The organism is Acidothermus cellulolyticus 11B, assembly GCF_000015025.1.
GTDB lineage: Bacteria > Actinomycetota > Actinomycetes > Acidothermales > Acidothermaceae > Acidothermus > Acidothermus cellulolyticus.
This window is the reverse complement of the sequence record NC_008578.1, coordinates 1,623,493-1,646,305: the sequence shown is the minus strand read 5'-3', so window position 1 is coordinate 1,646,305 and position 22,813 is coordinate 1,623,493. Positions and strand designations below refer to the sequence as shown.

The window sequence follows — 22,813 nt, the reverse complement described above, 5'->3', positions numbered from 1 at the left end:
CTTCGTGCGGATCGCTACCTGGAACGTCAACTCGGTGGTCGCCCGGCTGCCCCGGCTGCACGAGTGGCTCGACACCGTCCGGCCCGACGTCGTCTGCCTGCAGGAAACCAAGTGCGCCGGCGACGCCTTTCCGTCGGAGGGGATCATCGAGCGCGGATATCAGGTGGCCGCGCACGGCGACGGCCGCTGGAACGGCGTGGCGATTCTCTCCCGGATCGGCCTGGAGGAGGTCACCCGCGGTTTTCCCGGGCAACCGGGATATGCCGCGCCTCCAGCCGCTCCTTCCCCGGATTCCGACGACGCCTTGCTCCCGGCTGCTGCTGCGGAACCTGTTGTCGAAGCACGGGCGATCGGGGCGACCTGCGGCGGAGTCCGGATCTGGTCGCTGTACGTGCCGAATGGGCGCGCCCTGGACAGCCCGCACTATGCGTACAAGCTGGAGTGGCTGGCCGCACTACGTACCGCGCTCGCGGCCGAACTTGCCCGTCACAGCGGAAGACCGTTCATCGTCGCGGGGGACTTCAACATTGCACCAACGGATCGGGACGTCTGGGATCCGGCGGTCTTCGTGGGTTCCACGCACGTCACCGATGCGGAACGCCAGGCGCTACAGGCGATCTGTGACCTCGGCTTGCGTGATATTTTTCCGCGGGCATTGAAATATGACTATCCGTTCACCTACTGGGATTACCGGGCGGGCATGTTTCCCAAGAATCAGGGCATGCGCATCGATCTCGTGTTGGCCAACGATGCGGCTGCGGCAAAGGTCACCGATGCGTACGTGGACCGCGAGGCGCGCAAGGGCAAAGGCCCGTCGGACCACGCGCCGATCGTCGTGGATTTCGCATTGTGATGTCGTCGGCGGCCGGCTTTCCTCCGCCCGGATCCTCCGGCGACGCCCCGGCGTCCGCGCCGGCGGACGGGCGCGCCGACCCGCTCACGTTTCGCACTGCGACCCAGGACGATATTCCGGCTGTGGTCGCGCTGGTGGAATCGGCGTACCGCGGCGACGCGAGTCGCGCCGGGTGGACCACTGAAGCGGACCTTCTCGACGGCCAACGCACCGACGCGGACGCGGTCGCCGCCATCGTGGCGGATCCGGCGTCCCGCATCCTTCTTGCGCTCGACTCGTCCGGCCGGCTCGTCGGTTGCGCGCAGCTGACCGTCCGTGCCGACGGCACGGTGTATTTCGGAATGTTCGCGGTGCGGCCCGGCCGGCAAGGTACCGGCTTGGGCACGCGGATTCTTGCCGAGGCCGAACGGCAAGCCGCCACGCTGTGGAATGCGACGGCGATGGAGATGACGGTCATCGAGCAGCGCAGTGAGCTGATCGCCTGGTACGAGCGGCGCGGCTACCGCCGGACGGGAGAGCGACGTCCTTTTCCTTACGGGGATGAGCGTTTCGGAATTCCGAAGCGTCCCGACCTCGTGTTCGCCGTGTTGCGCAAGGAACTGCGCTGACCGGATTCGTTGCAACGAGGGCGCCTGTGGTGCGAAGAGACCTTCGTCTGGTGCGTCACGAAGGACTCCTGCCGGATGCGCGCGGACCATGCCCGACGGTCGCGTCGAGGTTGCGGCTCGTGACGCGGGATGCGCGCCTGTGCGAACATGGTCCGTGAGAATGGCGCGTGGAGGTCGTCATGGCGAATTCTGGTTATCTGCGGATCGGGGATGCTGAGCGGGATCAGGCGATTGAGCTGCTGGGCCGGCATTTTGCCGACGGCCGTCTTACTCAGGAGGAGTATGAGGAGCGGTTGTCTGCCGCGCTGCGGGCCCGCACGCGCGCTGATCTAACCGCGCTGTTCTCGGACTTGCCGCAATTGCCGCCGGCGGTGCCCGCGGTCCGGCCGCGGCGAATCATGCCGTGGCTCATCCCGGTCGCGTGCTGCCTTCTCCTCGCCCTTGCGCTGCTCGTTGCCGTCGACCACGGGATCGCTCCTTTCTTGGTGGTGCTGGGTGCGTTCGTCGTGATCGGTGGCGGGCGGCGGCGAGGCCGCCGGGCCAGCAGCGGCGGGTGGCCACCGCGGCACGACGTGGAGTCGCCGGGCGGTTGGCGGCGGGGCGGCGCATCCTGAACCGGAGATGGCCGCTGGCGACGACGCTGGCGGTGACGGTCGCGCTCACCGGATGCACCGGGGATCACCATACGGCCGAGCCGTCCTCCCAGCCGCGGCCTCAACCGAGCAGTGACGTCAGCTCACCACCAGCACCGCCGGCGCACGCGCATCCGACTCACCCAACGACGCCGGTAACGGTCATCTCCGAACGGACGCCGGCGGCTGCGACCGCTGCGCTCGCTACCGTGCTCTTTTCCGCAGCAGACCTGGTTGTGCTCAGCGCCGATGACGCCGCTGACATCGCACAAGCCGCGCAGACGGCGACGGCGCAGTGTGCGCCGCTTCTCGTCGTGGATACCGCCGGGCCGCCGGTTGCGACGCTGCTGCACCTCCACACGCGACAGGTCATCACCTACGGCACAATCACCGGTCCGCCACCCGGCATATCGATCGTCGGTCCTCCGGCGGACATGCCGAGCATCAACGGTGACGGGGATCACGAGCCATCCACCCCGCCGGCCGACCAGGCGCAGCCGACGGCGCCAGCGACGCGGACCGAACGGTCAATGACCACCCCGCCGGACGCCGGACAACCGACGGCCGCCGGTTCGCGCCAATCGCCTTCCGCCGGTTCGCACCATTCGCCCGCCGCCGGGGGAACCGCTGACCTGCGCGATACCGCGGTTCTAGTCGACCGCTCCGACGGCCGCCTTGCCCGCGCCGTCACGCCGACCGCGCAAGCGGCCGGCGTCCGGGTTGTCGAGGTTCAGGGCACCGACCCGCGGGCGGATCCGGGCGCGATTGCCGCCCTGCATGCCCTGCAGCCGCGGTACACCGTCGCGGTCGGTGATTTCGGTCCTCCGGCGCTGCTCGCCTCCCGCCTTGCCGTTGCGGGCACCGGCCTGCAGCTGCCTGCCGGGGGCCAGGTCATTTTCCCAGGGCGCCGGTTCGTGGCGCTCTACGGTCATCCCGATACGCCGGCCCTCGGCGTCCTTGGCGCACAGGATCTCCCGGCGAGCGTGCAGCGGGCCGAGGAACTTGCCGCACGCTACCAGGCCTTGAGCGACGTACCTGTCGTGCCAACCTTCGAAATCATCGCGGCTGTCGCGCAGAGAAATCCCGGCGCGGACGGGGATTTCACCGCGGAGACCGACCCGGCGGAGCTGCGTCCGTGGGTCGAAGCCGCGCAGCAGGCGGGCATGTACGTCCTCCTCGACCTGCAGCCCGGTCGGGCGGATCCGCTGCGACTGGCCCAGCGGTATGCCGCGCTGCTCGCTTATCCGTACGTAGGGCTAGCGGTCGATCCGGAGTGGGCACTTGCCCCGGGTGTGGCACCGCTGCAGCGGATCGGGAGCCTCGACGCGCAGGTGCTCAACAGCGTGGCGGCCTGGTTGGACGGTTTCACCGCAGCCCGGCATTTGCCGCAGAAGCTGTTCGTCATCCACCAATTTCAGCTTTCCATGATTCGTAACGAGCGTGCGCTGCGCGTGCGTTATGACAACCTTGCCGTGCTCATTCACATGGACGGGCAGGGGAGCCCGCCGGACAAGGAGGCCACCTGGCGTTCGGTGGTCGGCGCGGCTCCTGCTGGGGTGTCCTTGGGGTGGAAGAACTTCTACCGCGAGGATCACCCGATGCTGAGCCCGGAGCAGACGATGGCGCACCAGCCGTCCCCATTGATGATCTCTTACCAATAGGCAAGTGATCACGGATGCGTGTCTGCGTGCCGCGCGGTCGGTCCCGTCCGGCTCAGCGGCCGCGTGGATGCCTGCCTGCATCGGGTCGGGGGCAGCCGCCGATGCGGGGACCCGCCGGGCCGGCTGCCTCAACGGCCGGCGGCTTAGGGTCAGAGGTATGGAGATTGGGGTTGCGATCTTTGCGACGGATGATGCTCTGGATCCCGCGAGCGTCGCTCGGCTCGCCGAGGAACGCGGCTACGAATCCCTGTTCTTCCCGGAGCACTCGCACATTCCGGCCGCGCGTTTGACGCCCTACAGGGGAGGCGGCGATCTCCCGCGCCGGTACTGGCGCACCTACGACCTGTTCGTTGCGCTTGCCGCGGCGGCGACTGCGACCCGGCGCCTGCGGATCGGGAGCGGAATTTGCCTTGTCGTGCAGCGCGACCCGATTTACCTGGCGAAGGAAACGGCAAGCATCGACCACCTCTCGGGTGGCCGGTTCGAATTCGGGGTCGGCGCCGGTTGGAACCGCGAGGAGATGCTGAACCACGGCACGGATCCGAAGGTCCGCATGCATATTCTGCGGGAGCGCATCGAGGCGGTGAAAGTCATCTGGTCGGAGGCGGAGGCGAGTTACCGCGGGCGATACGTGAACTTCGAGGGTATTTGTTCCTGGCCGAAACCGCTGCAACGGCCGCATCCGCCGATTCTTGTCGGAGGCCGCGGTCCTACCGTCTTCGACCGCGTGCTTTCGTACGGCGACGGGTGGTTTCCTAACCACGCCGGAGATGTCATTGAGCGATCGCGCGAACTGCTGGCACGTGCCGATCGGCGGATCAGCTTGCAGGTCATGGGTGTTCCCGCCGATCCGCACGTGCTGGAAGCATATGAGAAGGCCGGATTTGACCGAGCCGTCCATTGGCTTCCGTCTGCGAAACGGTCGGTCATCGAACGGGCGATGGACGATTTCGAACGCGCCGTCGCGGAGTACCGAGGTCATTGATGCCTGCCGTTTCACCGGACGTCGCCCGGGCGCTCTTTGCGACCCGGCCGGTGGCATACTTGGCGAGCTGCAGCGGCGCCGGCGTCCCGCACATCGTGCCGATCGTCTTCGTCGTGAACGGAAATACGATTGTCACCGCGGTTGACCGAAAGCCGAAGAGCGGCCGGGTGCTCCGCAGGATTCGGAACATTCGAGAGAATCCGTCGGTCGCGGTTCTGGCCGATCGGTACACGGACGATTGGTCGATGCTCTGGTGGATCCGGGCGGATGGCAGAGCCCGGCTGATGGACGGCGCTGACCCCAGCGCTCAGCGGGCGTGGGGGGCGCTCACCGCCCGCTATCCGCAGTACGCTGAACACCCTCCCGCCGGCATGGTGATTGCGATCGATGTGCACCGCTGGTCCGGGTGGGCGGCGTCGGACGCCGCGATTGCGCGCGCCACGAGCGCGGAGCCTACGTGGCCGGAGGATGGCCGGCCGGGAACGGAGGTCGCATCCGTGCGGTCGGAGTCCCGCGGGCTGACCCCATCAGCTGCGCAGGCACGAGAATTGCGGATCGGCGGCACATCGCCGGGGACGGACCCGGGTAGGAGTTGGCCGTGAGGAGCGACCTGCGCGCACCGGTGCTCGGCCTCGAGCCCACCGTCGACGCGATCGCGTCGCATCGGCGTCGAGCTCGGCAATGGATTCAGTGGCTCTCCGATCATTGCTGGCTCATCACGGCCCTCGCGTCGGCAATCGTTGCGGCGGTTGGTTTCCGCGGCGGGGATTTTGCCGCACAGGATTACCGCGTCTGGATTTTCCGCACGCATGGGTTCCTGGTATGGGACGTGAATTGGTACGGGGGACATTCGGATCTCGGCTACAGCGTCCTGTTCCCCGCGGTCGGTGCCGTGCTCGGAACGGTACCGGCGACCGCGGTGGCCTGCGTCATCTCGACAATTCTCTGGGGTCGTCTCGTGGGCCGGGAAGGCGCGGCCGCCGTCGTCAGCCGGCTCTGGTTCTCGCTGCTCATTGTCGGAGATTTGATCATCGGGCGGGCGCCGTTCGCCTGCTCGGTGGCTGCGGCGCTGGGAGCCATTCTCGCCGTCCGCGCGGATCGCCGCCTGCTGGCCTTGCTCGCCGCGCTTACCGCATCCCTCTTCAGTCCGTTGGGGGCGTTTTTCCTTCTGCTCGTTGCCGCCGCGTGGCTGCCTAGTCTGGGTTGGCGGCGGACCCTGCCTCTGGGAGGCGCGGTCATCGGCGTCGCCGTGGCAGGCATTCTCGGGGACGGCGGTTGGTTCCCGTTTCCGTGGACGGCGTTCGTCGGGCAACTCGTCATTGTCGCGGTCGGTTTGGCGATTACGCCCCGCGAGTGGCGCACAATGCGACGCGCATTGGTCTTTTACGGTATCGCCTGTGTGCCGCTCTTTCTGTTGCCGAATCCGGTCGGCGGTAATATGGCGCGTTTTGCGAGCATCGTCGTCGGGCCGCTTGCCGCTTATGTCCTGCTCCGATCCGGACGGGTCAAACTCCTCGCCGCGCTCATCGTGCCGCTGGTTGCCTTCCAGTTGCAGCCGGTGGTCGGGGCGGTCACGGCGGCCGCCGGGGATTTGTCGAGGAAGCCTCAGTATTACGCAGGCATGCTTCGGTATCTCGAGCAGCATCAACAGCCGCCCAGCAGGGTTGAGATCCCGTTCACCCTCAATCACTGGGAGGCGACGTACGTCGCGGAGAAGGTTCCGCTGGCCCGCGGCTGGGAGCGCCAGATCGATTTAGCGCTGAACGCGGAACTCTATCATCCGTTGACCGCAGCCGAATACCTCACGTGGTTGCGGGCGAACGCCATCCGGTACGTCGCCTTGTCTGATGCTCCGCTCGATGCCGGCGGCAAAGCCGAGGGCGCTCTACTGCGACATCCCCCGCCCTACCTGAAGCAGGTGTACGCCGATCCGCACTGGCGCATCTGGCAGGTCATCGGCGCCACGCCGCTCGCGGAAGGCGTGGGGACGATTTCCGCCTTGGCGGCCAACGGATTCACCGTGGAGTCACCTCGTGTCGGTGTGACGCTGGTGCGGCTGCGCTGGTCGCCGTACTGGCACGTCGACAGCGGCACAGGGTGTTTCGTGCGCACGCCCGATGGGTGGACAGACGTCATACAACTGCAGCCGGGTCAATTGAAGGTGAGCTTGCGGCTCGCGGAGAGTCAGGAATGTACGGCGAACCAGGTGCGCGAGGTAGGGATGAATCCCGCAATCCTCGACCAGTCGGGGCCGTGAACGAATCGCGGCGGTGACGGAATCGCGCGGTCAGGGATCGCCAGGAAAAGCGACGGCGATTGTCGCCCACGTTTGCGGCCGTGCACCTAAGCCCCGGCCGGTTTCCGGATTCCAGTATTCGGCGAAACGTGCGCGGAGGACGGCATTCCTCGTACGCTCGGCCAGGTCCGCGCTCAGGTGCAGATATCCATTGCGGACCGCGGCGAGCGCGAGATAGTAGTTGAGCGGAGGCCAGGCCGGACCTCGCCAATATTGTCCCGGTCGGTACAGCGGGTGGGTGCGGGGCAGGTACCGCGGACCGAACGGCGCGTGGAACCGCTCGGGATCGCTGAGCTGGGCGAGCGCCGCCGCGGCTCGAGACCGGTCACGGGTGCAGAGCGCGGGAAGCAGACCGTCGACGGTGGGAATTCGCGAACTGTCACCACCACCACGCAACGGGATGTCACGCCAGAGCTGTTCGTCGTCGTCCCATGCGTGCTCGTCGAGCGCTGCGGCGAGCGCCTCCGCCCGCTGCCTCCACGCCGTATCGCCCAGAAGGGTGCCGAGCAACGCGGCGGCGTCGGCGGCGATTGCGTTGAACGATGCGGGGGCGGCGAGGAAACAGGCGTTGTCGATTCCGCGGCCGTCCTCGGCGTAGCGGGTCTGGGTCACGAGAAAACGGTCGAAACGCGTCCAGCGTCGGCGACGCCAGCGATGCGAGCCGACCCACGAATCCCATCTCGGGGAATCATCGAGTCCGGTCTCCCACGGGTGGATGATGACGAGAAGGCCGTCGCGCAGCCGGTCGCGCCAGAGGCAGTCGAGCGCTTGTGCGGCACGCTCGAAGAAGTGGTCCGGTATCGGCATTCCGGCCTGACGAATGGCGTCAAGGGCACGGACGAAGACAGGCGGCTGGGTGAAAGACGAAACGCCGCGCAACGGTCCACGCCGCCGATCCGCACGATTGCTGTCCGCATACCGGATGTGCGGCAGAAAACCACTTGGCAATTGCGCGCGGAAAACCGCGTCGATTTCCCGAAGAGCCCGCTCATCACCAAGGGCCGCCCAGGCGATGGCATGAAAGCACGAATCCCACAGCCAAAGGTGTGGATAGGTGCGACGGTTCGGCCAGCAATAGCCGCCGGTGGTGCGCCACGCGCCGTCCAGGACACGAAAGGCCCGTTCCCGCAGCGTGGTGTCCCGGCGTTGCCGTTGTTCGGCGCTCGGCGCCGTCGCCATAGTCGCAGCGTAGCGAATCGCCCGTCCGGCCCCGGTCATCCGCCGGTGAGGGCGGCCGCGATTTCGTTGAAAACGACGTCGGACACGGCCGCCGTCCCACCGAAAACCCATGCTTTGCTGGCGGAGGCGGCTGCCTGCTGGAGGTACTGCACTGTTGGTCCGGGCAGATCGCCTATGGCAGGCACGAGGACGATCGGTCCACCAGCCAACCCCGCGACCGCTCCTCCGGACAACGCATCGGGGAAATTCGCTCCACTTGCGCAGCCAATCACGATCGGTACGGCGAAAAATGCGCGATCGACGAGCGCGGCTGTCTCGTAGCGGTCCGCCCCGACGTACGGGACGGCGGTGGGGTCAGCGTGAGCTGCCGGACCACCGACCGCGATGTGCGTCCCGGGATGCGCCGCAAGGTAGGACGCGGTGGCGGCGGGCAGCCGGCTGCCATCGGTCAGGAGCACGACCCCGCCTTCGTGGGCGGCCGCGGTTCCGGCGGTCAGGGCGTCTGGAAAGTTGGTGCCGTCAGCTTCGAAGACGGTCGTCGGGTCACCGAGCGCATTGGCTATGGCGACGGCGGTTCCGTAGCGGTCCGCTCCGGCGAGTCGGACGACGACGTAGCCGTCGTTGAGCAGCACGTCTGCAATGGCTGGGGAGAGCGCCGCTGTTCCGCCGAGGAGGTATACGGTTGCGCCGCGGGGTAGGACGCGCTCGATTTCAGCGAGCGTCCGTGGATCGAGCGATGTCGTCGGCGTAAGGAGGATGGGGCCCTCTTTGGTGATGGCCAAGGGAGTTCCGGCGAGGGCGTCGGGGAAGTTGTCGGAACGGGCGAGGACGACGACGTGCGCGCCGGCGTCGATGGGAAAGGCGGTCTGTGACGCCGCGATCGCGGTCGCTATCCGATCTGCTCCGGCGACACGGATTGGCTGCGGATGACCGAAAGCGCCGCCCCCTCCGCCACCGCCGCCTCCTCCGCTTCCGCTGCCGCCCCCGCTCCCGGAACCTCCGCTACCGCCGCTGCCCCCGCCTCCGCCGCCTGGCGGCGGAGGGGCTGTTACGACGATCGTCGCTGGGCTGGTCAGCGACTGCGGTGTGTCGCCCGAATTTCCCATCGCCGCGGCGAACGGGTAGGTACCCGCTGTGGCAGGCGCGGTGACAGTGTGGTACGTGAGGCTGACCGTGGCGCCTGCCGCTAACGTGAGACCGCTTACCGTGATGGTCGAATTGCTTATCGTTACGGTGCCGGCGGTAGCGGTCACATAGCCGGGTGTGCCTGACGTGGTCGAAGGGCTTGGCCAGCCGGCAGGCACGGTTAGTTGGAGCTTTCCGGCTCTCAAGGTCTGACCGGCAGGCGCCGCGTACGTGAACGAGAAATCCTGGGTGCTGCTCGCCGTCACGGACGCTGGCGTTGCGGTGATGGAGCCGGCGCCGTCCGCCGCCGCCGGGCAGAGATACGCGCTGAGCGCGCCGCCTTGGGGACTTCCCAATCCGGTCACCATGTCATATCCCGTGCCCGCTGCGTATCCCCCTGCGCCAAAGAGGTCGTTGTTCCCGCTGGTGATGTCACGGAACAGGGTGATTCCCGCACCAACGAGGCCATAGAGTGTGGAATTTATTGAGCCCCACTGTTGAGGCCGACAACTGGATGAAATGTCAGCGAGCAACGCCGCCCACAGCGGCGCCGCGGCGCTCGTTCCGCCGATGACATAGAAGCCGGGGTTCGACGTACTCGTAACCGGATCGACGTACGTCCAGTAGATGACATATCCGTGTGACGGATCCGCGGACGCGCTGACGTCAGGCACTTCCCGGCAGTACGTACCGGCCGGAGCGCCGCAGGGAGTGCCGGATGATTGTGCGGTGATTGCCAGTGGGACTTGCCATGTCGGCATGGTCCACAGTGCGGAGATTCCGCCGCCGGTGCCGCAGGGAGACGAGCCGCCCGAGCCGTCCGTGCAGGCGCCCGCCCATGCGACTTCTGAGGTTCCGCTCAGATCCGGGAGACTGGTGCCGCCAACGCCGGTGACTTCGGGAAAGCTTGCCGGGGTTTCGACAGACAGGGCGGTGTTGCCGCCGTTTGGATATGACGGAGTAATGTCTGGATAACAACCGGCCGATCCCCAGTCACCGCTGGCCGCGAGGGGCGTCTGGCCCTCGGCAACCATCTGTTGAAATATGGCACGGAGGCTGGCGCCATATCCTGACGGCAAGTCCGCCTCACAGAGAAGCCAACTGACGGAGACAATGTTTACTGTCGCGTCATTCGCAATGGCGTTGTAGACGGACAAAATTCCTGCGCCGTTCGGTCCCTCGTAAACCTTGATGGTAGCGCTCGGCGCCAGCGCGGCGACGGTCTCAATGTCCAATGCCGCCTCGCCGCTCCCGGGGCCGGAGCCGGCTCCGCCGTCCACCGTGACCACCTGAGGTGTTGCTGTCAGACCGAAGCATTGGTTGAATGCCGCGATGTCGGACGACAGAAAAGGCTCGAATTCAGGCAGCGCAACCGTCACCCCTGCGCCGAGAGCGCCGACGGTAAACAGTGTGTCGAGGCCGTAATATCTGGCAAGCTGATCCGGCAAGTAATAGGCGTTCGTCGGTGACGTCGACAGGCAGGAGGTCGACGACCCCGGCGTAGCGGCCGTCCCGGCAGACCACACCGGCACGCGCGTCGGCGCGGCGTGCCGAGGGATGGCGGGCGCGGCGCGCGCGAGATCGTCGAGCCCGACGATGCCGCTGATGTACCGGGCGACGGACACCGGCAGTTGCGGAGCGGCGGTGTTGATGCGGGCAATTCGCCCGGAATGGAGTCGGTAGCGCGCAAAGCCAATGTGCAGTGCCGACGAAAACTGGGCAAGCGATCCGGAGAAACCGAGTACCGAGCCGAGGGCGGAGGTTCGCTGCAATCCGAGATTTCGGAACGCCGCGGTAACGTCGTTGATTGCCTGCGTGGTGGGGCCGAACCGCCGCTGGAATTGCCCAGGCGTGAGAAAGTGCCGGTATTCAGGCGAGTGCGGATTTGTGACCTCGGCCATGAAGCGGTCAAGGCCCAGCGAATCCCTGGACCGTAAGACGACGTTTACCTGGATCACCGTCCCGGTTTGCGCACCGGATATGGGCCCAAGGAACTGGGCGTCAGCAGGCGGTGTCGGCGCGGCGCCAACGGTAACGACGGGTTGCGCGGCGGACGCAGTGGTGGGAAATGCGGTGAGGAGTGCCAGAACTGCCCCTGCGAGCAGCGCCGCAACGGCCGACCGCCCGTTCATGGGATGACGCCGAAGGTCGAGCGGATGATCAGCCCGTCCTCGGTAGGCGGGATGCCGTGTCCACGGGGAGGCACGCAGCGCAAGACGTGTCGGCGTGCACCCACGGTCGCCCCCTTCTTCGCCATCAATCGGCTAGCTGCGATCGGTTAGCTGCCGGCGGCAACCCCACCATCGTAGGAACGGCAGGGCACCGCCACCTGATTACGCACCGTGGATGTCCCCGCGCGCGGCGGAACCACTCTGCACCTATTGCGGGCAACCGCTGTTGATCGCGATCGACTTTATCAAAACGTGATCTGTTCGTAATCACAGTGTGGTTGACCGGCGGCGGTCCGTCCCGGGATAAGTTGTCGCATGGATTGGACTAGTCCAATTTCGACATTGGTCTAGGCCACTAGATCACCGTACACCCTCGGAGGACACGTGCAGCTCACCAGACGGGCTGCGGCTCTGGCCGCGGCCACCGCCACTCTGCCGGTCATCAGCCTCGGCTTGGTCTCGGGGTTGTCCGCGCCGGCACATGCCGCAAACGGGGGAATCAAGGTCGCGTACTACGACCAATGGTCCATTTACCTCAACGCGTTTTACCCGAAGAATCTTGATACGTCGGGTATCGCCGGAAAGCTCGACTTCCTCATCTACGACTTCGAGAACATCAATCCCACCACGCTCCAATGCTTCGAGGCGACCAAGGCGGCCGACCAGAATGAGAGCAACCCGAACGCAGGAGACGGTGCCGGCGATCAGTATGCCGACATGGACAAGATGTACAGCGCCGATATCAGCGTCAACGGGCAAGCCGACGTCTGGAATCAACCGGTGGCTGGAAACTTCCACCAGCTTCAACTGCTCAAAGCCAAGTACCCGAACCTCAAGATTCTCTTGTCGATCGGTGGATGGACGTATTCCAAGTATTTCTCGGACGCCGCCGCCACCGACGCGAGCCGGAAGTCCTTCGTGAGTTCGTGCATCGACATGTTCATCAAGGGAAACCTCCCGAAGGACTCGGCGGGATTCGGCGGGCCCGGTGTCATCGCCGGCCTGTTCGACGGCATCGACATTGACTGGGAGTACCCGGCGTCGCCGGACGGTCACGTGGGCAACCACTACAGTCCAGCCGACACGGCCAACTTCACGGCGCTGCTAGCTGAATTTCGCAGTGAGCTGGACGCGTACGGCGCATCCGTCGGGCGGAAGATGTACCTCACGGCGGCGCTTCCGAGCGGCCAAGACAAGATTCGTCTCATTCAGACGGACAAAATCGGTCAATACCTCGATTTCGCCGACGTCATGACCTACGACATGCACGGCGCCTGGGACGCCACCGGTCCGACCAACTTCCAAGACCCGCTGTTTGAATCGCCGAACGATCCGAGTACTCCGGTGCCGCCAGGCAGCGAGCATTACGCGATCGACAATGCCATCCGCGCCTATACCGGCGGCGATGCTGCCTACGGGATTCCAGGTGGTTTTCCCGCAGCAAAGATAAACATCGGCGTCCCGTTCTACTACCGCGGGTGGACCGGTGTGTCCGCGGGAAGCAACCACGGCTTGTACCAACCGGCGACCGGCCCGGCGCCGGGACATCAGTACTCGGGTAACGTACCGGGCATCGCCATGTACAAAGAGCTCACGGGATTTGTCGACAATCCCGCTTACACCTTCTGGGACCCCGTGACGCAAGCCGCGTGGTTCTATGACGGAACCACCTTTTACACCGGGGAATCCGCGCAGTCCATTAGGGCGCGAACCGATTACGTCCACTGCAAGGGACTCGGTGGCGTCATGATGTTCTCGTTGTACGACCTGGATCCGAGCGCCACGCTGTTCAACCAAGTCGTCAACGGACTTGCTGCGACAACGACAAGTTGCCCAAGCCCGTCGTCGACACCGACCGTGTCGTCGAGTCCGTCTCCGTCTCCGTCGTCGAGTCCGTCTCCGTCTCCGTCGTCGAGTTTGTCTCCTTCTCCGAGTCCGTCGTCGTCGCCTTCTCCGTCGTCGTCGCCGTCTCCGTCGCCGTCGTCGTTGCCGGTGTGTGCGCCGGCGTATGACAACAGCAAGGTGTACGTGGGGGGGAATGTGGTGAGTTATAACGGGCACAATTGGACGGCGAAGTGGTGGACGCAGGGGGAGCCGCCGAGCACGGGCGGGTCGGGGGTCTGGCAGGACAATGGTCCGTGCGCGACCACCAGCCCAAGCCCGTCGCCGAGCCCGTCCCCGTCTCCGTCTCCGTCCCCGTCTCCGTCGCCGTCTCCGTCGCCGAGCCCGTCCCCGTCCCCGTCTCCGTCGCCGAGCCCGTCGCCGTCGGCGAGTCCGTCGGCGGGGTTGGTGGTGAATGGGGGGTTTGAGACCGGTGATGTGTCGGGGTGGAGTTGTCAGGCGCCGGATGCGGTGGTCGGATCGCCGGTGCATTCCGGCCGGTATGCGTTGGCGGGGGTGCCGACCGGTTCGACGACCGGCCAGTGCACCCAGACGGTGAGTGTGGCGCCGAATACCACCTACACGGTGTCGGCGTGGGTGAACGGGTCGTACGTGTACCTGGGGGCTAATGGGGCCAGTGGGGATGTCAACACCTGGACCCCGGGGACCGGTGGGGCCTACCAGCAGCTGACCATCCGGGTCACCACCGGACCCACCCAGACCACCATGACCGTCTACATCCACGGCTGGTACGCCCAACCCACCTACTACGCCGACGACATCACCCTCACCTAAGGACCTCCGGGTGGCTCCCGGCCTCCGCGTCACCGGAGGCCGGGGCGGGGCGGTCGGCTCCCCACCGGCCGCCCCACCCTTTTCACGCCAACGTCCCTGCGCAATGGCGCCTACACCGAATGGGGGAGCCAACATTGCGCTCTTCGGTGCTTGACAGTGCCTGGTCTAGTCCTCTTACCTGGAAGTATCTCCGATGCGCGGGTGACGACACGCATCGAGCGTCGCGGCGGTCGGGCGCGCGAGGAGACGGGGGTCTTTGGCGGCTCGACAGCCACGGTTCGAGTCGCAAAGGAGAAACTCCATGAAGCGTTTGCACTCCGTTGTCGCCGGTGCTATTGCGGCGTCTTCCGCTCTGGTTGCAGCGACAGCGCTCTTCGCCGTACCGGCGACCGCAGCAGTCAACCTCATCACTAATCCCGGGCTGGAATCGGGCGCGCTCGCTCCGTGGAGCGGTGCCGGATGTTCCGTGACGAATTCGCCCGTACATTCAGGAAGTTATGTTTTAGCCGGAACGCCTTCCGGCAACAGCACGGCCCAGTGCCAACAAGTTGTCGCGGTGAGTCCGAATACGAGCTACGTCCTGTCAGCCTATGTGAATGGCAATTACGTCTACCTTGGCGTCAGTGGCACCGGCACGACAGACGTGAGTACGTGGACGCCGGGGACGAGTGGGAGCTATGCACAGCTTTCCGTGTCGTTCACGACCGGCTCGGCCACGACAAGCGTGACGATCTGGGTCCATGGCTGGTACGGGCAAGGTACGTACTATGCAGATGATTTCAACCTCCCTGGGAATGCATCAAGCTCATCGAGTCCGTCGGCTTCACCGACAAGCTCCGTGACGCCGACCCCGACACCGACTTCCACCTTGAGTCCTACGCCGAGCCCGACACCGACTTCCACCTTGAGTCCTACGCCGACACCGCCTGCGACGGGGCTGCCGGCGCATGTGCTTACGGGGTATTGGCAGGACTTTGTTAATGGCGCTACGCCGTTGCGGTTACGCGATGTACCCACTGCCTACGATCTCATAGCCGTCGCTTTTGCCAACGCGACGAGTACTCCGGCGCAGTGTCCTTCAGCGTAGATTCCGGTCTTTCGTCTGCGCTCGGCGGGTACTCAGACGCTGATCTCATCTCAGACATCAACTATCTGCACAGCATAGGCAAACACGTCATTATCTCGGTCGGCGGACAGAACGGCACCATTAGTGTCTCCGATTCGACTAGCGCGTCCAACTTTGCGAACAGCGTTTATCAACTGATGCGTCAATATGGCTTCGATGGCGTGGATATCGACCTTGAAAATGGCATAAATGCAACCTACATGACTCAAGCATTGCGTCAGCTGGCGTCGCTCGCTCGGCCGAGTCTCATCATCACGATGGCTCCCCAGACGATTGATATGCAGTCAACCGGCATGGCGTATTTCCAGCTGGCCTTGAATATCAAAGACATTCTCACGATCGTCAACACGCAGTACTACAACTCCGGATCGATGAACGGCTGCGACGGCAAGGTGTACGCACAGGGGAGCGAGGACTTCCTGACGGCGCTCGCGTGCATCCAACTGCAGGGCGGTCTCCGACCGGACCAAGTAGGACTCGGATTGCCTGCAACGACGTCCGCGGCTGGGGGCGGATATGTGTCTCCCACGGTCGTGAACAACGCGCTGGACTGCCTGTCGAGCGGGACGAACTGTGGGACGTTCCATCCCTCGACAACCTGGCCGGGCATTCGTGGAGCGATGACGTGGTCGATTAACTGGGATGCGACAAACGGATATGCATTTGCCAACACCGTTGCGTCGCACCTCAAGACCCTCCCGACAGGTTCGCCGTCCCCAAGCCCAAGCCCGTCCCTGTCGCCGTCGCCAAGCCCGTCCCCAAGCCCAAGCCCGTCTCCGTCCCCGTCTCCGTCCCTGTCTCCGTCGCCGTCTCCGTCGCCAAGCCCGTCTCCAAGCCCGAGTCCGTCTCCGTCTCCGTCTCCGTCGCCAAGCCCGTCTGCGTCGCCAAGCCCGTCTGCGTCGCCAAGTCCGTCGCCGTCGGCGAGTCCGTCGGCGGGGTTGGCGGTGAATGGGGGGTTTGAGACCGGTGATGTGTCGGGGTGGAGTTGTCAGGCGCCGGATGCGGTGGTCGGATCGCCGGTGCATTCCGGCCGGTATGCGTTGGCGGGGGTGCCGACCGGTTCGACGACCGGCCAGTGCACCCAGACGGTGAGTGTGGCGCCGAATACCACCTACACGGTGTCGGCGTGGGTGAACGGGTCGTACGTGTACCTGGGGGCTAATGGGGCCAGTGGGGATGTCAACACCTGGACCCCGGGGACCGGTGGGGCCTACCAGCAGCTGACCATCCGGGTCACCACCGGACCCACCCAGACCACCATGACCGTCTACATCCACGGCTGGTACGCCCAACCCACCTACTACGCCGACGACATCACCCTCACCTAAACCCCACGCCAACCCCTAGACACGACACACCACAGGCAACACCGACACCACCAACCCCACAACACGGGGGGTGGGCGCCCCACCACCCACCCCCCACCTCTTTTCGCGGGCATGCAGCTCGTCGCCGATTACCAGGGCGTGCGCCAACGCACGCACCGCTGCGTCTTCTCTTGCCGGTACGGCGGATCCCGGCTCGTTTTCTTGTCTGTTCGGCTGACCCCTGGCCCGCCACTCCCGCGGGGGGCGGCGAGGCGAACCGGATACCGCGGTTCATCAGTCCCCGACCCGCCACCCCCGTAGGCGGGGCGACATCCCCCGACCGTAGCGCCGTCTGATCTCTACGGCTGACCCGGGCCCGCCGCTCGGCCGTCGGCTCGACCATTCTTGTGAACCGCTCATCCTCTGCATGACACGCAACCGGAAGACCGGCCGGTCGCGTCATCGGGACGTACGGTCGGCACTGTCGATGCCGAATTACTACCGAGGCCGCATGTGGTGCACGGGATGGGAGCTTCGATGACCGGGGGAGTGCGATCTCCAGCGACCCGCGTGTCCGGAGCGCCGGAGAAGCGCTTGTCGGGGCTCGATGGGCTGCGCGGCTTGGCGATTCTCGGCGTCCTCGTGTATCACGCGGATTTCAGAGCAGCCCGCGGCGGTTTCCTCGGCGTCGATGTGTTCTTTGTGATCTCCGGTTTTCTCATCACCTATCTGCTGGTCACGGAACGCGCTCGTGCCGGCGTGATCTCGCTCGCTCGCTTCTACGCTCGCCGGGCCCGGCGCCTTCTCCCTGCGTTGTTCGTGATGCTCGCCGTCTTGACCGGTGTTCTCGCCCTCTTCTTCCCCGGCGATTTCCGCGAGGCCCGCGGCGATATCGCCGCCGCGCTTGGCTACTTCTCAAACTGGTGGTACGTCGTCCACCACCGGTCGTACTTCGTCGCGATCGGGCGTCCGCCGCCGCTGCAGCACCTCTGGTCGCTTGCCGTCGAGGAGCAGTTCTACCTAATCTGGCCACTGCTTCTTGCCGTGCTGTGCCTTGGACGGCCTCGGCCACGACTGATCGCCGCGGTCGGTGTTGCCGGAGCCGTCGCGTCAGCGTGGTGGATGCGCACGCTCGCCGTCGCCGGCAACGTGCCATACGACACCGACGGCTCGCGGTTGTACTTCGGCACCGACACGCACGCCAGTTCGCTTCTCCTGGGCGCCGCGGCGGCCGGGGTCGTGTCGGCCATTCGGGCATCCGGCGGAGCCCGCACGAGTCGGTGGGCCCGTCGTCGGCACGTACTCGCTGAATTGGCAGCCAGCGCCGCTCTGATCACGGTGATTCTGGCCATGTGCCGCCTTGGCGAGTTCACGCCGTCGCTGTACCGCGGTGGATTCTTCGCCGTCGGCGTCGTCACCGCCGTCCTCGTGTCGCTCGTCACCCGGCCGGCTAGCATCCTCGGACGAGTACTCGACAACCCGCCGCTGCGATGGATGGGCACCCGCTCCTATGGCCTGTACATCTGGCACTGGCCGGTCTTCGTCTACACCAGACCGGGATTGGACTGGCCGCTGCACGGTCTCACCGCTGCGGCCGCGCGGATCGCCATCACGGTCGCGCTTGCCGAGGCGTCGTACCGGATCGTCGAGCTCCCCATCCGCACCCGCGGCTGGCGGGTCGTTGCGGCGTCGTTCACCTCTCGGGCGTTGGCGCCGATTGCCGCCGGCGCTGCAGTCGCCGCCATCCTGCTTGTGCCGCTGGCCGCGTACCGTGTGACCGTCGATACCGCCGCGGAGCATCACGCAGTGGCGGTTCCCGCCGCAGCACCGACGGTGGTATGGCCCACGCCGCAACCCACGCCGACGCCGATTCCCGCGGCGTCACCCAGCGACCCGACCGGCACCCCGTCGCCGTCCCCGGCGGCGTCCTCGCCCGTGAGGTCGCCGATCGCCACCCGGACGACGCACGCAAGCACACCGTCGAACACAGCCCAACCGAGTGGGCCTCCTCCGCAGGTGACTGCCGTCGGCGACTCGATTCTCATCGATGCGACACCGGCTCTGCGGCACCTGTGCCCAAGCATTGAAATCTACGCGGTCATCGGGTGGCAGGCGCACACGATGTTCGAAGAATTGCGCGCCCTGCACGACAGCGGCCGGCTAGGCGCAATTGTCGTCATCGAAGCCGGCACGAACGGCCCGGTGAGTCCTGATGAGCTGTCGGCGACGCTCACGCTGCTCGATGATCGTTCGCGAGTCGTCTTGGTCAACGACCACATGGACCGCCCGTGGGAGCCGGCCAACAACGCGTTGTTTCCCCAAGCGGCGGCGTCCCATTCGAATACCGTCGTCGCTGACTGGGACACCATGGCGAACCATCATCCGGAGTGGCTGACCCCGGATGGCGTGCACTTGCAGCCGGCCGGCGTTCAGCCCTACGCCGCGATGATTCAGCAAGCCGCAGGGTGCGGGTGACAGACGCCGCAGGGTGCGGGTGACAGACGCCGCAGGGTGCGGGTGCGCTGGGACCACCACGCTCAGCCGGCGGCTGCCACGATCACGGCGTAATTCTCGTGGCCGCTGACGTAACAGATCTGATCGTCCTGGACGGCGACCTCGTACGCCTCCGACGGATCCAGACGGCCAAGCACGCGGCGGGCGACGACCGTACCCGTCCCAGGCGAATCCGCCCATCGTACGACCGAAAGCTGTCCATCAGCATCGACGATTGCCGCGACGTCCGCGCCTGGTACGACATTCCGGGCCGAGTCCGCAACGCGGCGGGCGTCGCCGTCAACCGTGCAATTCGGCGTGACCCGTAGGGCAGACCACGGAGCGGTTGCTTGCGCAGAGCCGCTGCGCTCGTGCCACACCACCCACCCATTCGCCACCGTGACGTACGGATCGCCAACGTCGAGGACCCGCATCTGGCCATGCGTCGGGGATGCCAGCGGCGCTACGGAGAGGGTCGTTTGGCTTCCACCCGCCGGATGGACGGCGACGACGCATCCATCCGATACGCGCCAGGTGTCTGCGGCCGGGACGGTGGCGATGACGTCCGTCGTCCCGGTCGTGATGTCGTACCGGACGACGTCGCTCTGCGGCTGAGCGTCCGCTGAGGCGGCCGGGTCGTGCATTCGCTGCCAGAGCACCGTCGTCCTGGCGATGGTGGGCGCCGGCACGACGACATCACGCGGACTTCCGCTTGCCGCGAGCGTCCGCGTGGTGCCGGTGGTGAGGTCGGTGAGGTGGAGCCGCCACGGGGCAGTCGGTTGGGCGGTGTCCCCCGGTTGCGCGGCTTCCGTCCACGCGACGTACCGGCCGCCGACGGCAATTCCGGCGATGACCCCGCCGGGGACGGTGGCCCGGCCGATGACGCGGGTCGTTCCGCTGCGCAGGTCGAGGACGACGACAAGGTTCGCCGGGGCGGTCACCTGGGATGCCCCGGCAAACACCGCCAGGCTTCCGTCGAACGAGAGGTGTCCGACGTACTCGTAGGCGACCGGGAATTCGCGTTTGGACGCCGCAAATGTCGGCGGGACCGAGGCGTCCGTCACCGCTGAGGCAGCGCCTGGGCCGGCGGACGGTGCGGCGTCCGCCTCGACCGACGGCAGGTCAGTTGGCCGGGCGCTGCTAGCGGCGGATTCGGCCGGGTGAACGGCTGTGCTCGAACAGCCAGCGGCGAACAGAATGAGTACCGCCGCGACGGCGCGTAGGCTCGACGGCAGATGCCGGCTTCGTGACACCTCGACCTCCCTGCGGTCGTCGGTCAACACAATGGTTCGAATCAGGTGACGCTCATGGCCATTCATCGGTTGAATCACGCGGTGCTCTTCGTCCGTGACCTGGCGGCCAGCGTCCAGTTCTATACCGAGGTGCTGGGCTTCACCACGGTCGACATGACACCCGACCATTTCGACGGCGCCGCGTTTCTGCGCGCCCCCGGTTCGACGAATGATCACGACCTTGGTCTCTTCGAGGTCGGCCCGCAAGCCGGGCCGTCCCTTGCCGGACGCCGCACGGTCGGCCTTTACCACTTGGCTTGGGAGGTCGACACCTTGGAGGACCTGGCTGATTTGGCTGAGCGGCTGTCCCGCACGGGTGCGCTGGTCGGCACAGCCGACCACGGCACGACGAAGAGCCTGTACGCCCGGGATCCCGACGGCCTGGAATTCGAAGTGGTGTGGCTCATTCCCGCGGCTTTGCTGGACGACGCGGCGCGCGAAGCGCGTCGGCAGATTCGCCCGCTCGATCTCGACGCGGAAATTCGCCGTTACGGTGCGACCACCCGGGGTGGGCTAGGGGTGTCTCGGGCCGTCTGATCCGTTGCGAGACCCGGGCCGGCGCGGATCGACGGTGCGGCGTGAGGCAGGATTTCGGCATGGCAGAATTCGCGGTTGGTCTCATCGGTTACGGTCTTGCCGGCTCGGTTTTCCACGCGCCGCTGATTGCCGCGACTCCCGGATTACGGCTGGCGGCCGTTGTCACCCGCGACCCGGTGCGGGCGGACGAGGTACGCGCCACATACGACGCCCGTGTCGTATCGAGCGTTTCGGAGCTTCTCGAGGGCGCCGCTGAGCTTGGCGTCGTTGTCGTCGCGAGTCCCAATCGCTTCCACGCCGAGCATGCCCGTGCCGCGGTGCACGCCGGCGTACCCGTCGTTGTCGACAAACCGTTCGCGGTGAGCGTGGAAGAGGGCGAAGCCGTTATTGCCGCGGCGGAGCAGGAGGGTGTTCCGGTCACGGTCTTTCACAACCGCCGGTGGGACGGCGATTTTCGCACCGTGCGGATGCTCGTCGAGAGCGGACGTCTCGGCACGGTGACCCGTTTCGAGTCACGGTTCGAGCGGTGGCGGCCGCATCCGAAGGGAGGGTGGCGGGAAATCGGCGATATTGCCGAGGGCGCCGGTCTCCTTTATGACCTAGGCTCCCACCTGGTTGACCAAGCGTTGCAGCTCTTCGGGCCGGTCACCGAGGTCTATGCCCAGGTGGATCGCCGCCGGGACGGCGTGACCGCTGACGACGACGTCTTTCTCGCCCTCACCCATGCGAACGGCGTGCGGAGTCACCTCTGGGCCAGTGCGGTCGCCAGTGATCTGGGCCCACGCTTCCGGGTTCTGGGTTCCACGGGAGCCTATGTGAAATACGGCCTTGACGGACAAGAGGAAGCGCTTCGCAGCGGAGGAAATCCGGCCGCGCCGGATTGGGGGGTGGAGCCGGAGCAGACGTGGGGCCGGATCGGAACGCCGTCTGCCGCCGAATCGGTTCCGACGCTTCCGGGGGCGTATCCCGCGTTCTACGCCCAGCTCGTGGACGCGCTCCGCGGTCAGGGTGCGATGCCGGTCGATCCGTGGGACGCGGTCGCAGGACTGCGAATTCTGGAAGCGGCACGCCGGTCTCATGCCGAGCGCACTGTTGTCTCGCTGCCGGCGCCGGTCGGTCATTCCGGCGCCTGACGGCAGCGGTCGTCGTCGCGGGAACATCGGCCAATGCCACTCGGGCGGGTGAACCGGCCGTCACCTGACCGGAATTCGTCCGCCCGCGGCGTGAGTCAGCCGGCGGATGCGGACGGGCTCGGCGTTGTGCCGCCGCGACGCCCACCGCGGCCGAAGCCACCGAAACCGCCGAAACCACCGAACCCGCCCGAGAAGGCGCCATTGGTCTGCGCAATCGACTGCGCGGCATACACGCCGTCGCTCGTCTGAACTCCCCGGATGATCACGGTCTGCCCGGGTGAGAGGTCGTGCACGGCTCCCGTGACGGTTCGGGTGACCGTCGTCCCCGTCGTTGTCGTGACTTTGACCGTGTTGCCGGTCGCGGTCTGCGTGACGTAAAGGGTCGTTCCGTTCACCATGCTGATCGTGCCGACCACGGTGGTTGCTCCGCTTCCATTCCCGCCGGCTTCGCCGCCGAACCTACCGACGCCGGCGGACGGCGCAGTGCTGGGGAGATTCGCCGACCCGGCGGTGTTCGCGGTGGCGCGGCTTGCCGCGGTCGGGGTGATGTCATGTTTCTCCACCTGAACGCCCGCGACGAAACCGACACCAATCGCCGCGGCGATGCCAAGTGCCATGGTGAGCACAGGCAGCTTACGGCGCCGCGGTGTCATCGGCGGCGGCGGGGGTTCGTCAGAAGAGATTTCGTCACTGATTGCCGGTGTCGGTTGCATGGTCTCATCGGTCATGGCATGGTCCA

At 66.2% G+C, this 22,813-nt stretch carries 16 protein-coding genes and 1 pseudogene; 13 read left to right on the top strand and 4 right to left on the bottom strand.

All coding sequences use genetic code 11. The features are described 5' to 3' along the window. Positions 1-4 precede the first annotated feature (4 nt). The 7 genes from ACEL_RS07565 (at position 5) to ACEL_RS07535 (ending at position 6,996) form a co-directional block, all read left to right on the top strand. Entirely contained in the window at positions 5-853 is an 849-nt protein-coding gene (locus ACEL_RS07565; protein WP_011720304.1) for an exodeoxyribonuclease III, read from the top strand. Next, a complete protein-coding gene (locus ACEL_RS07560; protein WP_011720303.1) occupies positions 853-1,461 on the top strand; it encodes a GNAT family N-acetyltransferase in 609 nt (202 codons plus the stop codon). Before ACEL_RS07565 ends, ACEL_RS07560 begins: the two co-directional genes overlap by 1 nt. Positions 1,462-1,628: 167 nt before the next feature. Continuing rightward, positions 1,629-2,075 (top strand): DUF1707 SHOCT-like domain-containing protein, encoded by a 447-nt coding sequence (locus tag ACEL_RS07555; protein ID WP_041835006.1) that lies wholly within the window; start codon positions 1,629-1,631, stop codon positions 2,073-2,075. Further along, positions 2,015-3,754: a hypothetical protein gene (locus ACEL_RS11545; RefSeq protein WP_049751444.1), complete on the top strand. Its 1,740-nt coding sequence runs from the start codon at positions 2,015-2,017 to the stop codon at positions 3,752-3,754. The genes ACEL_RS07555 and ACEL_RS11545 overlap by 61 nt, the downstream gene beginning before the upstream one ends. A gap of 157 nt (positions 3,755-3,911) precedes the next feature. After that, entirely contained in the window at positions 3,912-4,739 is an 828-nt protein-coding gene (locus tag ACEL_RS07545) for an LLM class F420-dependent oxidoreductase (protein ID WP_011720300.1), read from the top strand. Beyond that, on the top strand, positions 4,739-5,341 hold the full coding sequence (locus tag ACEL_RS07540) for a TIGR03668 family PPOX class F420-dependent oxidoreductase (RefSeq protein ID WP_011720299.1): 603 nt from the start codon (positions 4,739-4,741) through the stop codon (positions 5,339-5,341). The genes ACEL_RS07545 and ACEL_RS07540 overlap by 1 nt, the downstream gene beginning before the upstream one ends. Continuing rightward, positions 5,338-6,996 (top strand): putative integral membrane protein, encoded by a 1,659-nt coding sequence (locus ACEL_RS07535; protein WP_011720298.1) that lies wholly within the window; start codon positions 5,338-5,340, stop codon positions 6,994-6,996. Before ACEL_RS07540 ends, ACEL_RS07535 begins: the two co-directional genes overlap by 4 nt. 30 nt (positions 6,997-7,026) lie before the next feature. Here the strand turns inward: ACEL_RS07535 and ACEL_RS07530 are convergent, their stop codons facing one another. Next, complete coding sequence (locus tag ACEL_RS07530) at positions 7,027-8,214, bottom strand: MGH1-like glycoside hydrolase domain-containing protein (protein ID WP_041835588.1); 1,188 nt, start codon at positions 8,212-8,214, stop codon at positions 7,027-7,029. 35 nt (positions 8,215-8,249) lie between these two features. Continuing rightward, entirely contained in the window at positions 8,250-11,471 is a 3,222-nt protein-coding gene (locus ACEL_RS07525; RefSeq protein WP_011720296.1) for a cell wall-binding repeat-containing protein, read from the bottom strand. A 423-nt stretch (positions 11,472-11,894) separates the two neighbouring features. Between ACEL_RS07525 and ACEL_RS07520 the strand changes: the two genes are divergently transcribed. The 4 genes and pseudogenes from ACEL_RS07520 (at position 11,895) to ACEL_RS07510 (ending at position 19,094) form a co-directional block, all read left to right on the top strand. Further along, positions 11,895-14,186: a glycosyl hydrolase family 18 protein gene (locus tag ACEL_RS07520; protein WP_011720295.1), complete on the top strand. Its 2,292-nt coding sequence runs from the start codon at positions 11,895-11,897 to the stop codon at positions 14,184-14,186. 301 nt (positions 14,187-14,487) lie between these two features. Next, positions 14,488-16,013 (top strand): annotated as a pseudogene (locus tag ACEL_RS12920) (chitinase); the annotation flags it as partial. A gap of 243 nt (positions 16,014-16,256) precedes the next feature. Further along, a complete protein-coding gene (locus ACEL_RS12915; protein ID WP_420794988.1) occupies positions 16,257-16,640 on the top strand; it encodes a carbohydrate binding domain-containing protein in 384 nt (127 codons plus the stop codon). Positions 16,641-17,144: 504 nt separating this feature from the next. Then, positions 17,145-19,094: an acyltransferase family protein gene (locus ACEL_RS07510; RefSeq protein ID WP_148204568.1), complete on the top strand. Its 1,950-nt coding sequence runs from the start codon at positions 17,145-17,147 to the stop codon at positions 19,092-19,094. Between the two features lie 62 nt (positions 19,095-19,156). Here ACEL_RS07510 and ACEL_RS07505 read toward each other — a convergent pair whose 3' ends face one another. After that, positions 19,157-20,176 carry a hypothetical protein gene (locus tag ACEL_RS07505; protein WP_169303199.1) on the bottom strand — a complete coding sequence of 340 codons (1,020 nt, stop codon included), beginning with the start codon at positions 20,174-20,176 and terminating at the stop codon, positions 19,157-19,159. Between the two features lie 243 nt (positions 20,177-20,419). On the opposite strand from ACEL_RS07505, the gene ACEL_RS07500 reads away from it, so the two are divergent. Together ACEL_RS07500 and ACEL_RS07495 are read left to right on the top strand one after the other, a co-directional pair. After that, the gene (locus tag ACEL_RS07500) at positions 20,420-20,941 is read left to right on the top strand and encodes a VOC family protein (protein ID WP_011720290.1); all 522 of its coding nucleotides are present in this window, start codon (positions 20,420-20,422) and stop codon (positions 20,939-20,941) included. 59 nt (positions 20,942-21,000) lie between these two features. Next, positions 21,001-22,074, top strand: coding sequence for a Gfo/Idh/MocA family protein (locus tag ACEL_RS07495; protein WP_011720289.1), 1,074 nt, complete (start codon positions 21,001-21,003; stop codon positions 22,072-22,074). Positions 22,075-22,169: 95 nt separating this feature from the next. On the opposite strand, the gene ACEL_RS12280 is transcribed toward ACEL_RS07495, so the two are convergent. Beyond that, on the bottom strand, positions 22,170-22,802 hold the full coding sequence (locus ACEL_RS12280) for a hypothetical protein (protein WP_169303198.1): 633 nt from the start codon (positions 22,800-22,802) through the stop codon (positions 22,170-22,172). Between the last annotated feature and the right edge of the window lie 11 nt (positions 22,803-22,813).

What these genes read in the sequence shown, in the direction of transcription:
- ACEL_RS07560 (WP_011720303.1), top strand. Translation starts at nt 853, where the DNA reads ATGTCGTCGGCGGCCGGCTTTCCTCCGCCCGGATCCTCCGGCGACGCC.
- ACEL_RS07545 (WP_011720300.1), top strand. Translation starts at nt 3,912, where the DNA reads ATGGAGATTGGGGTTGCGATCTTTGCGACGGATGATGCTCTGGATCCC.
- ACEL_RS07540 (WP_011720299.1), top strand. Translation starts at nt 4,739, where the DNA reads ATGCCTGCCGTTTCACCGGACGTCGCCCGGGCGCTCTTTGCGACCCGG.
- ACEL_RS07530 (WP_041835588.1), bottom strand. Translation starts at nt 8,214, where the DNA reads ATGGCGACGGCGCCGAGCGCCGAACAACGGCAACGCCGGGACACCACG.
- ACEL_RS07525 (WP_011720296.1), bottom strand. Translation starts at nt 11,471, where the DNA reads ATGAACGGGCGGTCGGCCGTTGCGGCGCTGCTCGCAGGGGCAGTTCTG.
- ACEL_RS07510 (WP_148204568.1), top strand. Translation starts at nt 17,145, where the DNA reads ATGGGAGCTTCGATGACCGGGGGAGTGCGATCTCCAGCGACCCGCGTG.
- ACEL_RS07500 (WP_011720290.1), top strand. Translation starts at nt 20,420, where the DNA reads ATGGCCATTCATCGGTTGAATCACGCGGTGCTCTTCGTCCGTGACCTG.
- ACEL_RS07495 (WP_011720289.1), top strand. Translation starts at nt 21,001, where the DNA reads ATGGCAGAATTCGCGGTTGGTCTCATCGGTTACGGTCTTGCCGGCTCG.
- ACEL_RS12280 (WP_169303198.1), bottom strand. Translation starts at nt 22,802, where the DNA reads ATGACCGATGAGACCATGCAACCGACACCGGCAATCAGTGACGAAATC.